We start from the raw sequence: 16927 nt of genomic DNA on the forward strand, positions 1-16927 counted from the left end.
ACATTCCTCCTCTATCTAATCACTTTTCCGTCAATATCTAACGAAATCGTCTTATCAGAAGTATTTGAAATACAAAAATCCTTTTTCGATATATGGATTACCGTATTTCCTTTTTTTATGCACTTTCTAACCTGTTGATATTCTTCCCTTGCCACAACAGGATCATCACTATAAACAGCCATTACAACTCCTGAAATATAATACCCATTATCATATTTTAGAAGTGTTTTTAATTCCTGATAATTGACATATATTAATTTAGGATGGCTGTCTTCATCATATAAGATGCTATCATTCGTCACCACTACATTAGGCTGATATTGCTTTATTATTTCTGTTGAATCCTGTTGTGAAATAATCAATGCCTCTCGAGTATGCGAAAAAAACTCTTTAGCACTCGGTGTCAGCGTTTTTCTTGGACCATCTACACCAACCAGTAAAGGAAAACGATTTATTTCATCACGGACAACATTAATATGTTGCCCACATCCAGGACAGTATTCTGAAACCAATGGATATGTCTCATAAAACATAGAAGACCAACATAATTGTGCTTCCTTTTCTATTGCATTTCTCATAAGAGAAAATGAAGATAATGATTTAGCAACCTCTTTTTCTCGAACCGCTTCAAATAACGTTTTTGTCTCTTCCGTATTTGAAGTGATCAAATCATTTACTATTTTCACTGTAAATATATATCGATTATCATCGTCCAGTTCGATTGCCGATATCCGAATCAAGTCATATCTATTAAGCAGTAATAATACATTGATATTCCACTTCTCGTCAGTATCATTTCCTTCTTCAAAATAATTAATCCGGCTATAGTTTGGCTTAGTCGAGGCAAAAATTGATATTTCTCCTCCACTCCACATGTTAGCTGGATTCTTGTACATGCTCCACCAACGTCCCCATAGTTTTTCAGTAGTTAGCACTTTACTTACATGTTTATATGCCTTGTTAACATCATCCATCTCAATGCACATAATACTTAAACACTGAAGGCCATCTCTTCCACCTCTACCAAGCTCCTGGTAATATGAGTCTGGACCATCTGGAACATATAGATGTAATACGGTTCTCACATCTGGTTTATCAACACCAACTCCAAATGCAGAGGTCGCGATCATAATCTCATATTGATTATCTGACCACTCATTAATTAATACTAATCTCTCATCTGATTTTGTATCGCCGGTAAATGTTTTTATATTAGAATATCCATATCCCTCAAAAAAGGTTTTCCATTGTTCCGCTTCATATGGAGAATTTACATACAAGATTAAAGGTTTCGGCATAATATTGATTAGATTTAGAACTTTTGCTCGCTTCTCTTTATATGACTTTGCTTTAACCATTATAAATCTTGGTTCTTTGCGCAACGCATCACATCGGATTTCCAACCACTTTCCAGGCTCTGAAAACATTTTTTTCAGAGTTATAACTGTATCATCCTTGAATGTTGCAGACAGCAAAAACGTCCTAATGTCAGGATTTACTTTGAGCAGATCTCTTCTCCAAGGCCCCAAACATTGATAATCAACTCTAAAAAAGTCACCCCATGCTACAACAATATGTGCCTCGTCAATAATGATATTTTTAATATACCTTAAAGAATTTGCATAGCTTATCAATTCTTTAAAGTGTTCATTTTTTATCAATGCTTCCGGCGATATAAATAATAATTTAGCGGTTTGGTTCTTGATCGCATTTGATATTTTTTCAATATTCTTAGAACCGCTGTAGTAACAAAAGATTTCTCCATCCTGAGATATTCTGATATTTTTCTTAGCAACTCGCTCTTGATCAATAGCCAACGATACAGTTGGAACAACCACTATTGACAAGCCTGTTTTTTCATAGCTTATTGCCTGAGTCACTAAACTCTTTCCACCACCAGTCGGCATAGACACTAATGTCGTGTAAGTTTCTGGTGTATTCAATGCCCCATATACGCACAACTTTTGTTCAATAGATTTAAATTCCTTAAATCCAGTCAACTCACGAAGATATTTATTGGTAGCCAAACAATATGGAGAGTTGTTTGCCGGAATTTCCGTACTGCTATTGATAAATGCCTTTTCTACGAATTCTTTATGTTCTATGTATTCCGGAATCTCATAGGTTGTATAATACTTATGTGATGAAGGATTGAAATAGATTCCGTAGTGATTATCATCTAGCAAACCATATTCTTCAATTCTCAATTCCGTTTGGTATGAAAGCATGAAATTTCTCAGCGAACTAATATAATCGGATTTTCCTGCTGTTCCCTCTCTATACTTTTTATATGTATTAAGCAAACGAATAGCCACGTTTTCCAGAGCATTATCAACAGCATTCGGATACTCTGCTTTCGTTAGGAACCAATCCCCTTCAGCTTCTTCATTTATGACCTTTTCAATATTTTCTATAATATTATGTTTCTCTATCATTTTTTTACCAACCACATAAAACATGCAGATTCCATTCTAACAATTGGCTTTGAAAGGCTCTCATAGATTATTTCATATTGATGTTTCAATTGCTCCATAGAATCACTATCCTGAGTTCCGTAATAATTTGCCCTAGCTTCTTTAGTAGATAATATTTGATCTATCATTTCCTGAGCACCAGCAAGATTAGACTCGCTTTTGAATTTTTCAAATGCTTTCTTGCGTGCGATTTTCTTACTCTGCTCCACAAGCGTGCTCCAATGTTCCTCCGGATACTGTGCTTTAAACCATTCCAGATTTGTACATTTATATTTGTTTGAAATTCCCATAAAAGCACTACCATATCCACGTTTACCCAAATGTTCAATACCATCATTTCCGTTGAAATATCCAGTCTGAACCACTCTTCGATGCTCGTCCAAAACGCTTTTAATAGGAACTTGACTGGATGTAGAGAACGGCACAGGTATGACCTGTATCGATGTTGCCAAATACTGTCTAAACAAGCCCAATGCAAACAACGAAATGCCTTCATCTAAAAGTAATCTCTCATTTGGCTCAATTGAAAAAGTGTATATGAATCCTCTCCAATTGATAGAAGATTCTGCCGCGAATGCTGTAGCCATTCCCTTATAGGAATGCATAGCATTATCAACAATACAGTCAAATATTTCGTCGCCTGGAGCATAAAAGTGAATATAATCGTTCTTAATAGCGACATCACGATCAAAGGATCCCACAATTGTTCTGTCATTTTGGGCGATGTTCTTCTGTTTCTCTTCTTGCAGCCCTCTCTGTACTCTAATTGAAATTTCGTTTTGTTTTTTACTTAGATAATTATCCCAGTTTGGAGGCAACAAGAACGAATTTTGAGCTGATTTTATCGAAAAGTTTCTCTCATCAAAAGCTACTAATCCAGAATCTTTATTTTGATTTAACATTCCAAAGCCAGCCAATGAAGCCCAGCTCATCATAGTTTGAGCAAATAATTTGTTTTCATTGAACTGATAATTAGATAACAAACGTTCTAATTGAACATATAACGGGCGATATCTCAAAGCTGCAGTGTCAAAAATCTGCTCTCTTTGAACTGTTTCTCTCATATTACTTGCTTCTTTAATAAGATCTGGAACCAATCGATATAATCCATATTCAAAATCAGATCTTATAGATTCAATGATCTTCTTATTAACATCATTCATGATTATTTCCAAACCACTCAATGACTGTCTAAACACGTTTAATCCCTGATTCCAGAAATTAAATAACTGATCTTCGTAGCTTTCAGTTGTGTGAATCACGACTGATGTAACTGGAACAGAAACATCTCTTCCCATACGATCTAATCTTCCGATCCTTTGTTCAATAGTATTTATGTTCCATGGAAGATCAATATGAATTACATAATCGGCAATCTGAAGATTTCTTCCTTCACCACCAGATTTATCACATAACAGTATCTTGCAGTCATCATCCGATTGGAACCGATAAATATTAATCTCTGCCGCTTCACGATCTATGCTTGTCGAGAATGCCGTAACTTCATCTCCAAACGCATCTTTTAATACTCTGTAATAAACATTGAATGTTTCTATCTGATCCGTAAAAATAACAACCTTTTTATTAAGCAACTCTGTTTCAATATAATAGATTAGCTTCACAAGTCGCGATGGATGTGAATCAACATCATCCAAGACATCAGCCATCTGTTCTATTATTTCATTTTCATCTTCAATCCATCGATCAGCGCTTTTCCATACACTTTCAGGTAAGGATTGATTTTGTCCATAAAGCTCAACTAATCTGGCTTTATATGCCCACGGAGAGCTAAAGAACGCCTCTAAAACAGGTTGGACTTCTCGTTCTATTTGAATACTTTCAAACTGATTCTGTTGTGATACAATCCAGTCTGTTAGAGTCCTATAGGCTTCGAATTCATAATAATTATTGTTCTCATCAATGGTGTACTTAATTTCATATAAATCCCTTGATGCAAATTCACCTTCCTCATCTTTAGGATATACTCCCAAAACGGCACGTCTTCCTCTTATGATGCTTCTTTCTATCTGATAATTATCACAGACATACGAAATAACGACTTGCATATCATACAATCCAAAATCATCGTTGTCAGTATCGATATTGGATATCATCGTTGTCAGAATATCATCATTGATTAAGTCTGACAGCTCATCCAAACTATCCCTCAGTTCTTCTAATTGATCCTGTACATCTTCATTATCATGAGGATTTTCTTCTTCAACCTCTGGCAATAATTCATATTTGAAGCTATCGATATCATCCAGCAGCGAATGTGTCAAACGAGAAATTTTATTCTGTTTCTCTACTAATTTAGAAAATTCGCCAATGGTAACTGAATCATATAAATCAGGTTGGATTAACCTTAATAATCTAAGATATTCTTCCTTTCTTTGTTGAATCGGTGTTGCACTTAATAAAATGATATTATCGGCATTTTTGCTAAGACTATGAATTTTTGCATAACTTGTGGAATCTTTTATATAATTATGAACCTCATCAACAATTACAAAATCCCATCGACAATTATATGCCGATTTATCTAAGTCCTCAACTGCTCTTAGCATGAGAAAATGGCCGTTTGGATTTTCCCCCTCCATTATTCCAAATTTAAAAAGCAATTCCGTTCTCCATTGAGCCACCAATGCCCTGGGAACTGTAATTAATACTCTTTTTTCAGCTTTATTACTAAGGAACACCTTAAGCACAGAACAAGCCTCTATTGTTTTTCCAAGGCCTACCTCATCTGCAAGCATATATCTACATTTATCATTTTGAAGGCATCTCATAATGGTATTAATCTGAAATGCTTTTAAATAGATCTTGCAGCCTGCCAATTCCTTAAATCCAAAGATAGAATTATCAAGAATATTCATCGTCTCCTTGACTATTTGCCGACCCAAATACCAACAAGGATTCTGAAACTCATATTTTTCTAATTGTCGATCAGGGTTTGCAGCACCAGAAAAAAAAGAAGCCGTTATTTTTTCTTCTTCAATACACCGATAAGTTTTTGTGGCATCATCAAGGATATAATAATCATATCTCCCATCCTCTCGAACTTTATACTCCACTATTTCAGCCGCAGCCTTTCCCACTTTAACTTTAGATCCTTTAAACAAATGACAGTGATCTAGAATAGACAGCGGTGCCTCCTGAACTTCTTTTGGAATAAATTCAAAATATTTTTTGTATCCAAATGGATCCTCAAATATTATGTGAGCAGATTCATTAAACTCATTAACACTAACCACTTTTCCTGTTGCAAATATCCTTGGTTCCCGTGGATGTTCTAAGTCTATTGGACATCTTACGAATGATCCCTTGTGTAACATAATTGCTCCTTAATCCGCTTATTTCTTTGCGGTTCTAAAAACTTCTAAACAAATATCTTTATCTGCACATTTATCGCAAAGGATATTATGCATTTTTACATATTTATCTTTATCTAAGTTATCTTCATTCAAAACTGCATCCACTTCTGCTTGAGTAGAATTTTTAAATGCCTCTCTAAGATTTTCATCAGCAGACTTGCTGTTCGGAACAGTAAGGAAGAGCTCTCTTTTAAGCATATAGTCTATCTCATTTGATTTTATGCTTGTGAATTTTCCATGCTGTACAGCAGCTTTTTCGATATAGCTTTCAGCCACATTTATGATGTCGATCACATCAGATGGAGATACAAACGGAAAATCAGAAGACAGTTCATCCATTTGCTCACTTAAATAATTTCTCACAATGCTCTTAACATACGTTTTTCCCGAAAATTCTTTTCGTGCTCTGTGTTCCAAAATGATTGTCATATATTGACCCAACAGAAATTCATCTTTATAGATTGACTTTCCCTCAATCACTGACTCTAATAAAAAGCGGTATCTGCATAATCTATATTTCATTAAATCGTACTGTGAAAAAGTCTCATACAGTGGCGTTTCTATACTAATATAATTATCGTTTTTCCTATAGCCATTAGGATCATCTACTTGATATGGTTCTGGCTTTGCATTAAGAATCTTCAACAAGTAATACAACTCATTTTCTTTATCTGATGAATTCTTAATATAACTCAGCACGATATTACATCTACTAAATGCTAATCCGTATACCAAGGCGTATCGACGGAAATTTTTGTACTCCATTCTAGAGGTAACATAGACCTGATATTTCCAATCAACCGGTGCCTGTGCTATCTCAAAGAAGCTTATATCCAACGGCCAAGGGAACTCGTCCCTATGGGTAATACTCATGTCCTGATCTGAAAGACATGCGAAATGATACGTTTTTTGATGATCCTTCGAGTTCTTTCTAAGCACATCACCGTCAATCTGCTCAAAATTTCTAACAATCCAGTTTGCTCCTTTTCCTTCTTTCGGAAGCTGTTGGAGATATAACTGCATCGTTTCACGTAAGCAATCAAATGAAGCACTCGCTTCAATATCTTTAACCTCATTTAATCTCTGCAATACTCTTTGAACGATGTCCTTAAAATCAGAATCAATATCTTCCTTATCCAGCACTTTTGTGATCAGCACATCAGATATTTTTTCATAGAAGGCCTTGAAATCATTTTTTTGATTATTAAAATCTATAAAGAATTTTTCTGCAATGCTGTTCAGGTCTTTTAAAGCAGCAATTAATTGATTGATTTCATCACAACTAACATCGAAATATTCGATTCTTGAAAGTTCCTCTGTTTCAGGATCACCTGGTTCAAAATTATCTATCTTTGATTTCAATTTTTTAAGTTTTTTGTTAATACCCTTAATTGTGGTCTCTTTTGCAAAAAACAGTTTGCAACGATCAAAAATAGACACCAACTCACCGGAATGATTTTCCTCAATGATTCCGCATGACAAACATTCGTATATATCCTGAATATCTTTTATATACATCCCCTGAGATTCATCATCCCACATATTGGTGATAGAAATAAAAAAGTGTCCTATAGGATAATCCAAAAAGTTTCTTTCACCAAACTGCTCAGGAAAATAAATTTTTAATATCTCATTTACATTACTATTAGCCGAATAAACTTGCTCATCCATGTAATATAGTGCTGGATGTGCAAATTTATATTTTTCTCTTTCTTGTTCAGCTTTTTCAAATTTCTTTGCAATATATCCCGCAAATTCAGTTTGATTATCGAATTCTACTACCTTAATCTGCTCAGAGTAATCTATTGTAGCTGTACTTCCAGCTATCATAGCTGCCATATTATCAGCAATTCTTCCGCCTAGGAAATCATGGCTATTGTTAAAGAAATTCTGTGATGAAATCATAATTTTACTTTCAAACCAAGAATATACATTAAGCCACGTCTGATATACGTTTTTGTAATCCGGCAAATAGTTAAACAAGATAATTACATTTTTAAATTTCCCCAAAGTCTCAATTGTCTTAAGCATAATCGGAGAAAACTGATGTATTCCATGAATAACAACCATGTCCTTTTTTATGTTTTTGATTTGATCTCGTTTGTTTTCTTCTCGCAAAGCATCTTCTATAGTGATATCAATAGCTTTGTCGATTTCATCCTGTTTGAAATCATCTTTCAAGACAAAGTGCTTATTCTTTGAATCAAGTAACTCTTTATAAATTGCAACAACACATTTCTGCTCATACGTCAATTCAGATTCTTTAATGTTTTCAGGTTTCATTCCTAATTCAAACATGATTCGAATGCTATCTAAAACATATGCACGATTTCTTTTAAGAGATAACCTAATATCATCCAAATCAATCTTCTCATTGATCACCTGATCAAAATTTATATACTCAATCAAGTTATCGACTACTGCTCTCTGATTTATTGCAGTAGCGTCACTCTCCCAATCGTTATATAAATTGTTAATAAAACGAGAAATTGTCGTCAATTTCCCTTTATAAAACTCTGAGTATTGGTCACATAATCCATTAACAAGTGTCTGTGAAACACATAACTGGAAACTATTTTTTATCATTGCCCAATAAGGTTCCTTATTGATTTTATAAGGATTACTATATGTATATATAATTATTGCCATGAATCACTTACCTCCAGATAGTTTCCCCAACTGTTAATAATATCTTTGTCTAAATCATGCAACCAAACTACATTTCGTATAGCCCGCGTCAATGCAACATAAAGAATTCTAGATTCTTCTCCCATCTTCTCCCGAATTTCAGTCTGCTCATCAAAGCCACCACTGAAATCAGAGCTCTTCTTATCCGTTGAAAAACTATATGTAACTTTTCCATCGATTATGTTGACGTTTAAACCACCGACATTAATATTGGAAATATCTTCATTTGTAAACGGCAGAATCACAGTACCATACTCTAATCCTTTAGACTTATGTATAGTGGTACATATCACTTGAATGTCGTTATCCTCATTTTTCTTAGAACGAGATGCTTCCTGCTGATAAGTAGTAATATTAATTTTCAGGAACTCATATACCTTATTTATTGTTATGTACTCACGAGCATACTGCCGTGTTAATTTTTCAATCAAACACTCGAAGTTCTCTCTATACTCACGCTTCGCATTCTCATCTCTGCATCGTGTCCACGGTTTTGTTGCCTGATAAATATCCCTTAAAACAACTAAAACCGGTCTGGACTCAAAGTCAGCAACGACTTGATTCCATGTCTTGCCTATGTGAAGCATAAAATATTCGTCTAATAATCGTATTAGTTCTTCTGTTTTATTTGCTTTTGTATATCCAGAAATTTTGGCCAAATTTATATCCATAGATACATAATTTGATCTCATTAAATTTGTCAAATACACCTTGTTGCGTGGATGCGTGATTGCCATAACAAGTCTATACAAATCAAACGTTGACGGAATACGATATAAATCGCCACCTTCTGTAACTTTTATGTTGATATCAGCTTTTTCTGCCTCTTTCACAATGTTACTAATCTGCCAATTATACCTTACCAGGATCGCGATTGTTTGCTCTTCCGGCGAAAGCTTTTGAGTTCTATTTAAACGTGTCAACTTCTCAATTTGAACATTTACAGCCTTAAATAAATCATCATAAAAACCTTCCTTCTTCTTGCTATGAATATCGATTTTCTCAATCAGTTCATCATCTTCATATTCTTTTTTCACCCTACTTCTGAGACGATCTTTTTCCTCTTCATAAGGAAGTAATTTTTCGGTTCCCATGTCAGAGAATATATAGTGAAAACAATCTAGCAATCTTCGATCTGTTCTATAATTGCGATTAAGGGAATGTTCCTCCCATTCACCAATATTCTTTGTATTTAAAACTTTCGTAAACGCACTTAAAGAAGCACCTCTAAATCTATAAATGCTCTGCTTCAAATCACCAACTACAAACAATCGGCACTGATCACCAAACATTTTCTGCAGTCCGGTAATGGTCTCTATCTGAACATCATCCGTATCCTGAAATTCATCTACAAACACATATTTATAATTATGGCCTTGTTTCATCAATTTACCAGAATCAACCAAATTATGAATTTGTATCATACACTCACGAAGTCCAATTAAATTATTCTTTTTTAACTGATTTGCATAATCCTTCTCTGCCTTCAACATAACCTGCTCAATAAGTTCATTGAAATACGGCATACTAGCAATCGGATTTCCAAACTTTTGTATAGGGATATTTTTAATATCCACACTACGATCATATAATTTATCGCAGAATGTAATTAATAACTCTTCAATCTTATGTGTTGGCATGGTCAACTGATGAACAAAATTTGGATTTGATTCATTCTTTTCATCAAGATACACATTCAAATAATAATGATAAAGTTGTTTTCTATTATAGGTCTCACTGGTAATCTGACTATCGTATCCAAGCCCCATTCTTAAACAATCTTTTTGCAACAATGAAATCGCAAATTTATGGATGGTTGAAATTTGAATTTGATTCATGTCCTCAATTAAATGCATGTACTTCTCATTCGATGTGAGAATGAAATAATTCATGAACATCCGTTTTAATCTGCTCTTCATATTATCTGCAGCATCATTTGTAAATGTGATCATTACAATTTCACCAGAAATATCAACAACCGCATCTGCAGTTCTGTTACAAAGATATGCCACTCTGGATACCATAGAGTAGGTTTTTCCTGTCCCTGCTCCCGCTGTAACCAATATATTCTTATCGCTGGCTGCATGCTCAACCTTATATTGTTGGAAATTGAAGGCAGTTACATTAGCTAAATTTTCTAATACATTCTGATTCTCATCAGAAACAACTCCTTCTTCAATAAGGGTGTCTGCATCGACATAGGCTTCCAAATCAGGCACAACTTCTATCTCACAGTTAAAAATGTTAAAACTATCACCTATTTTTTCTAACTCAATTGATCCTTTTCCAATTGTAAGGTTACCTTTTTCTGGCCATATCCTTCTTTCAAAAAATCTCTTTTTTAATTCGTCTACTATTTTCAACAGATCTGCCTTGGATGATACGAATACAATTTCTTTAATACCTATAAAGTATTCATCTGCTATTTCCACAGCATTTTCATCACTGAAAGCATTTCTAAATATTCTAAGTCGAGAATATCCTGGATTTAATGCCTGCTCTTCTGCTTTCAAATCAAAAGTCGGCTCAAAATGATGACGAATCAATGCGAATCTTTTAGCATCCAATTCATCATGCTTCACACCTTTGTCAATATTATATCGGGCCATAAATTTCTGATATAATTTAACAGAGTCTTTCAAATCTTCTTCAAAAATTGTTTCATTTGTCTCCGAAACAACATTAAGGCCTTTCTCAAAATACTGTTTTTCCGAAATTATAGGATAGCAAACAAAACTCATTACCAGCGGATTCATTCCCAATTCTCGTTGAATCTTAGTTAACAAGTCGAATCTATATCCCCTTGCTTGACCACGCGGACTATCTTCTGGATTTTCCTTTCCTTCCAAAAATATAGTATTTGAATTTACAACAGTTAAAATACCATATGGATGCCAGCCTTTAACTTCTACGATAAATAATCCTACATTTGGAGCTAATACACAAAAATCATACTCACGCCCATTTACACTTCTAGTGTTATAAACAACCCAGTCAGTAGGAAGATTCTTTGAAAAGGCATGCCAAACTTTTTTCTCCCCTTCATATTTCGGCTCTTGATCAATCAATTTTGCCATTACTTCTCCTCCCTATCAGGTAAAATTTCTATAACATCATCCATACTACAATTTAACGCATTGCAAATTTTTGCCATTACTTCTACGGTGACATTCTCGTTATTTGCAAGTTTAGTCATGGTACTATTTCCTATTCCTGATAGTTCCTTCAGTTCTTTCTTCTTCATGTCCCGATCAATCAGTAACTTAAATAATTTTTTGTATGATACAGCCATAATTCCTCCTGAAGAACATCAATTAAATAGATTTTTTTGCAAACAAAGTTCTCTAAATACAGTATATCATACCCCCACCTTCTTTGGGCATAAATGTTGCGGATTGGGCAATTATTAGTCAAAAATGATATTGACTTGAACGTTGTAAGTCGAGACATTTAGAAAGAACTGGTATCTATTTTTTCATTTGACCTGCCGCAACTATCCGCCATCCATCAGAAATGTCTATAAACGCCAAATAGCCAAGACCATTTGTTGGCCTTAGCTACTGTTCATAACCTAAAAATCAAACGCATCTGGATCCAGTCCTGCATCTTCCAGAACTTCTCTTCTTTCATCTGGATCCATAAACTCTAACTCATCATAATCAAGTCCCGCATCTGCGAAGACATCTTCCTCTTCATCCTCATCAAATGAATCTGTTTCCTCATGCTTCATCATCTCATCCATGAATTGGAACTGTGCAGCTCTCTCAAATGAATCCAAGTGTCCATCACAATTAAAGTCAAACATCTTATCAAATCCAAACATTGTATTCCCCCTCTGTTGCGATTTAATACTGAAGCAAAATTCTTCACATAAAGCACATTGGGCTTATTACACCCGGTTCTTTTCCTTTCAACAAGACCAATGCCATCTCCACCGGTATCCAGTTCCTTCAGGATTTCATAGATCCTATACTTAGTCCAATGGAAATATTCCATCATCTCCGATAGGGTAAACTGGATATAAACATTGCCATTTTCGTCAATCCAGCCATTTTTTCTGGAAAGACTGACTCGATCCAGCATCACGCCGTACATGATCTTGGCTTCCGTAGAAATTCCATTGAACCTCGGATCTGTGAAGAGCACCTTGGGAATCTTGTAGAAAGCAAACTGCTTGGAATCCTGCTCCTGAAAGTAAGCAAATTCCTGCATAATTACTCCTGGTCTTCTTCCTCAATAATATCTGCTGCAACCTTATTGCTGACATAACACACGCCGGTCAAAAACAGCTTTTTGGGATAACCCAGACAACATTCCATAGCATCCACATATTCATCCAGATCCCCGCATAACAAAGCAATCGCCTTCATAATTGCACGAATCTGGTTCATCTTTCCAGCTTTATAAAGTTGATGAATATACATGAAAAATCCATCCAGATCTACATGGTAAGTCACAGCAAGATGGGCGAGTTTTTCTCCAATCTCCTTACCAAGATAAGTGGAATCTTCAATGATCGTATGATCATCCGGCACGTGATTCTCATCGATATAGCCATAGTAAATCATATCGATCAGTCTCTGCTTCCTACGGGGAAGGGCATAATAAGCGCTGTCCCTGTAATCGTAATCCGGGTCCTGCTCCTTGCCGTTCTCCTCTTCTGCAGACGCTTCTGCATGATCAGCTTCTTCATCTTCCGCCTCAAAAGCTTTCATAAATGCTTCCGGATCAAAAAATATTGCTACACCCTGCATTCCCGGGATTCCCATACACGGTCCCATCATTGGCATTCCATTCTTATCATTCGCATCTTTCATCATCATACACATAGGTTTTTCCTCCATATCTCTCATCATATTTCCTGTAATGTCCTTCACGTAGATCTGACACGGTCTGCCGGGATTCGGCTGCGTCACAACAACCATTTGTCCACATTTTTCCAGTTCATTCAGTGCCATATCCACACGATACCTGGAAGCATTCAGGTGTTTTTTCATTTCACTCTTCGGATAAATCACATAGGCAGTGCCATACTGATCTACCCAGCCATTCATGATGGCCATTGTTTTTCTGTCCACAAGAAGGGAATACAAAAGCTTTGCATCCACGGACAGCTTCTCATACTGCTTTTCCTGAAACAGTATTTTGGGAATGTTCACACATTCCACAGGTGCATAATCTGAACCGTTAATCATGACTTATTACCTCCATCACTTAATTGACAGGAACATATTCCACCGGTTTTTCCCGAGCCATAAGATCCAGCAATCCCTGATATTCTCTGATTTTCTTTCTGGCTTCATTGATTTCACTCACGATCTTTCGAAGATACAAAGTGAAGTACAGCGCATATCCTTCCAAAACTTCTTCGTGAAGAGAGGCGGCATAAAAACCATCCAGTTCTCCTCCGAATCTGCCATCTCCAAAACATCGCTGCACATAAAGATGGATGTGCAGATAATTCTTCTTACTGGCCAGTTCTTCGATATATAAAGAAACAGCCATCAGCTTTGACAGATCCAGATTGTTATCCAGAATAGATCCGGCAAACACTGTAGATTCCATCAATGCTGAGACCTGAATCTCAACATCATTGACTCGTTCCTGTTCATTCATGAAGCCCTTGCTGATCAAGAGCTCTTTGTCAACCTGATTCATCGGTGATCCCTCCTATCGAAATGGCAACTCATCATCCATGCCGTCCGGAATGTTCATAAAACCTTCGTCATCCGGTGCAGGCTCTGGACCATTGTCTTTTCCATCGGCAAACTCTAATCGATTTGCAGTCACTTCTGCAGTTCTCATGGTCTTGCCGGTTTCTTCATCTTTATAACTGCCGGTCATCAGCTCGCCGGTTACCGCAACTCTCTTTCCTTTTCTGAAATACTTATTTGCGAATTCGGCCTGACCTCCAAATGCTGTTACCTTGATGTAGTTCACTTCCTTGCCATAATTTCTCGGCACTGCCAGATAAAAAGAAACGATATGGTGCGTTCCCTTCTCATTCTGAACTTCGCTGTAGCTGGGATCTCTTGTCAGCCTTCCCACGAGTGTAATCACATTCATTGCAGCTCCTCCTTTCTTAAATCATTTCTGCTTCAGCCGGATCTACCGGATCGGATGTCATCTGTTTATAACAAAATCCAATGCAAGGCGCATGGCTGTTATAAGCACATCTGTAACAAAGATCCTTTTTCCTCTGATCCTGAAGAAGCTCGTCCGCAAACATCTTATGAATCACATCTCTACGATGTTTTGCTTCGAGATATTTCTCCTCCGCCTTCTTAAATTCCGCTTCAAGGATCGGTACCATGCTCTTAAGAACCGGAGAGAAAATTTCATTCTCATCATCCCAGGCACAATGCCGCTGCATGCAACGGGCCTTATTGTCGATTCTACCTGCATAGTACGGACACTCCGCACAAAAATGCTCTCTGAACGTAACCTCATCAATCACCGGCAACTGTCCTCTGATATCCTTATTAATATCTCTTGCTTTCAAACAAGGTCTCATATGTGTAATCCCCTTTCTGATTGCCACTTTATTTTTTCTGGCAACACAAGAATGTGGCAGAAAAGTTACTATTTACAGTCAAATACAATGAGCAGACAGATGCGTTGTGCTTGCACATAAGCAAATGACTACTTGTTGTATATTCCTCTGCCACACGGCTTCTATTGTCAGTTACCCCGGAATGCACCGGGGCATATAATAATTTTGTACAGTGCTCGTTTGTCTTGTTTACGCGTGTATCCCATCTCAGGGAACACCCAGTCCGTTAGCGCCATCGCAGGCAGCCTCAGCCATATCATGCATGGTCTCCAGGATCCTCACTTCTCCTGGCCGACATCATTCGGGAGTCTCATTGTTTGTTCGCCGCTTTGCTCAGAAAGCCATCGCCGTAGCAATGCTTAAATGCAAACCTCTGTTTCTGTTCATCTTCGGACCGATTATCCTTGGACTTATCCGGAACCCTATCTGGCTGGATTCCGGCGGACTGGCAAGCTCATTCAGTTGTCAAAGTGCTGAGCGGCTATCCGATTCGAATTATTGATCTGTAGCCTTCTCAGCTTCTAAATACAAAAAAGTTGGAAAAAGTTTAGACAGATTTGAAAATTATTTCTGAAATTTTTATTTTGGGGAAAATGGCCAGGGAAGTGGCCGAAAGAAGGGAAAAAAAGAGCCATGTGACACATATAATGTCATATGACTCTTCCTATTGTTGAGCTATATTTTTTCGCTCAAAACATGCTTAAATATAGTAATCCTTTTCGCCTAACAGAATAGCATCAATTTTATTGCCATCCATAGTAATACCAATCGGATACTTTTGAGATATCCCAACATCCCATGATTTTTCTCTAAAATCTCAATTAATCCCGCATGCAATCCAAATTACAATACCAACAATCAGAAGTACGCCTCCAAGAATTTTGTTTTCTTCGCTTTTCCCGGTGATCAAAAGGCGGTCTTCCACAAAGGGAAGTGCGACAATACCGATAAGAACCATTTCCAATAATCCGTAAATATCGCTACCCGGACCGCCATGGTATCTTCCACGGCATCCTCTAAGTCGCATACCTCCCGTTATCACTACTTGCTAATCTTACAGTTGTTGATCTGGTGTTCGAGCAATGCCACATGATCAGAAGTAAGAACTGCCGGCCGATAATTGACAATGAAATCTGCTAACAAATCCTTCTTAATAACAGGAATTCTGCTATTCTCCTGTCCAGCAATCAAGATTGACGGATGTGATAAACAAATTACATCAATAATAGGAATCTGGTATCCAACAATACTTTGGAGCAGTACCCGATGCCTAAAAACCTGCTGCGCTGGGTTTTCCTCAGCAACCCATTCAGTTTCTCCCTTCTTCAAACGCAGCCAATTTCCTGCCTTATCAATTGCAAGCTTTCCCGCATAGTTCTTCGTTTCAATGTTGAAAATCCCCTGTGGACCAATCACCAGGTGATCAAACTCCTGTGCTTCATCACAAAACGAGAGGTTTTCAAGAAGAATAATATTGTCGCTGTACTTGCCCACACAATCCTTCTCAATCACACAGAACATGTCCGGGAGCCACTTTAAAACATAATCTACAGCATCTTCTCCTGCCTTTCCCCAGTTATTAACATCAGGATTTCTCTTTGCAGGCTCCCCATTTGTTGATTCATGGTTCTCGCTGCTATTCAAAGTCATTGTAACTGTGCTGGTATTGGTTGCACTACAATCGCATCCCAAATTGTGCAAAATCATTTCCATACCATTCAATGTATTAATGATATGAATATGAATGATATTGGGGTCAAAAGCCTGTCTATAGCACCTTGAAAAGTTCATATATTTTGTAGTAAATACAAGCCGAAATGCTTCTCTTGCTGTATAAT

13 protein-coding genes are annotated in these 16927 nt (G+C 36.7%); all 13 read right to left on the reverse strand.

The features are described 5' to 3' along the window. Positions 1-11: 11 nt before the first annotated feature. Positions 12-2459, reverse strand: coding sequence for a DEAD/DEAH box helicase (locus HNP82_RS16780; protein ID WP_183776584.1), 2448 nt, complete (start codon positions 2457-2459; stop codon positions 12-14). Then, the gene (locus HNP82_RS16785) at positions 2432-5809 is read right to left on the reverse strand and encodes an SNF2-related protein (protein WP_183776585.1); all 3378 of its coding nucleotides are present in this window, start codon (positions 5807-5809) and stop codon (positions 2432-2434) included. The genes HNP82_RS16780 and HNP82_RS16785 overlap by 28 nt, the downstream gene beginning before the upstream one ends. Positions 5810-5827: 18 nt before the next feature. Beyond that, a complete protein-coding gene (locus HNP82_RS16790) occupies positions 5828-8497 on the reverse strand; it encodes a hypothetical protein (RefSeq protein ID WP_183776586.1) in 2670 nt (889 codons plus the stop codon). Continuing rightward, positions 8488-11613: a UvrD-helicase domain-containing protein gene (locus HNP82_RS16795; RefSeq protein ID WP_183776587.1), complete on the reverse strand. Its 3126-nt coding sequence runs from the start codon at positions 11611-11613 to the stop codon at positions 8488-8490. Before HNP82_RS16795 ends, HNP82_RS16790 begins: the two co-directional genes overlap by 10 nt. Further along, the gene (locus HNP82_RS16800; RefSeq protein WP_183776589.1) at positions 11613-11828 is read right to left on the reverse strand and encodes a helix-turn-helix domain-containing protein; all 216 of its coding nucleotides are present in this window, start codon (positions 11826-11828) and stop codon (positions 11613-11615) included. The genes HNP82_RS16795 and HNP82_RS16800 overlap by 1 nt, the downstream gene beginning before the upstream one ends. Before the next feature lie 279 nt (positions 11829-12107). Then, positions 12108-12359, reverse strand: a complete 252-nt coding sequence (locus HNP82_RS16805) for a hypothetical protein (RefSeq protein ID WP_183776590.1) — start codon at positions 12357-12359, stop codon at positions 12108-12110. Next, positions 12266-12748 carry a replication initiator protein A gene (locus HNP82_RS18855; protein ID WP_183776591.1) on the reverse strand — a complete coding sequence of 161 codons (483 nt, stop codon included), beginning with the start codon at positions 12746-12748 and terminating at the stop codon, positions 12266-12268. The genes HNP82_RS16805 and HNP82_RS18855 overlap by 94 nt, the downstream gene beginning before the upstream one ends. 2 nt (positions 12749-12750) lie before the next feature. Beyond that, positions 12751-13731 (reverse strand): replication initiator protein A, encoded by a 981-nt coding sequence (locus HNP82_RS16815; protein WP_183776592.1) that lies wholly within the window; start codon positions 13729-13731, stop codon positions 12751-12753. Positions 13732-13750: 19 nt separating this feature from the next. Then, the gene (locus HNP82_RS16820; protein ID WP_183776593.1) at positions 13751-14194 is read right to left on the reverse strand and encodes a hypothetical protein; all 444 of its coding nucleotides are present in this window, start codon (positions 14192-14194) and stop codon (positions 13751-13753) included. Between the two features lie 12 nt (positions 14195-14206). Next, positions 14207-14602: a single-stranded DNA-binding protein gene (locus tag HNP82_RS16825; protein ID WP_183776594.1), complete on the reverse strand. Its 396-nt coding sequence runs from the start codon at positions 14600-14602 to the stop codon at positions 14207-14209. A gap of 16 nt (positions 14603-14618) precedes the next feature. Next, entirely contained in the window at positions 14619-15050 is a 432-nt protein-coding gene (locus HNP82_RS16830; protein WP_183776595.1) for a hypothetical protein, read from the reverse strand. 856 nt (positions 15051-15906) lie between these two features. Then, entirely contained in the window at positions 15907-16116 is a 210-nt protein-coding gene (locus HNP82_RS16835) for a hypothetical protein (RefSeq protein ID WP_183776596.1), read from the reverse strand. 14 nt (positions 16117-16130) lie between these two features. Further along, positions 16131-16927 (reverse strand): nuclease-related domain-containing protein (locus HNP82_RS16840; RefSeq protein ID WP_183776598.1); only part of this gene is annotated, 797 nt, incomplete at its 5' end.

The organism is Catenibacillus scindens, from assembly GCF_014202115.1.
Taxonomy (GTDB): Bacteria; Bacillota; Clostridia; order Lachnospirales; family Lachnospiraceae; genus Catenibacillus; species Catenibacillus scindens.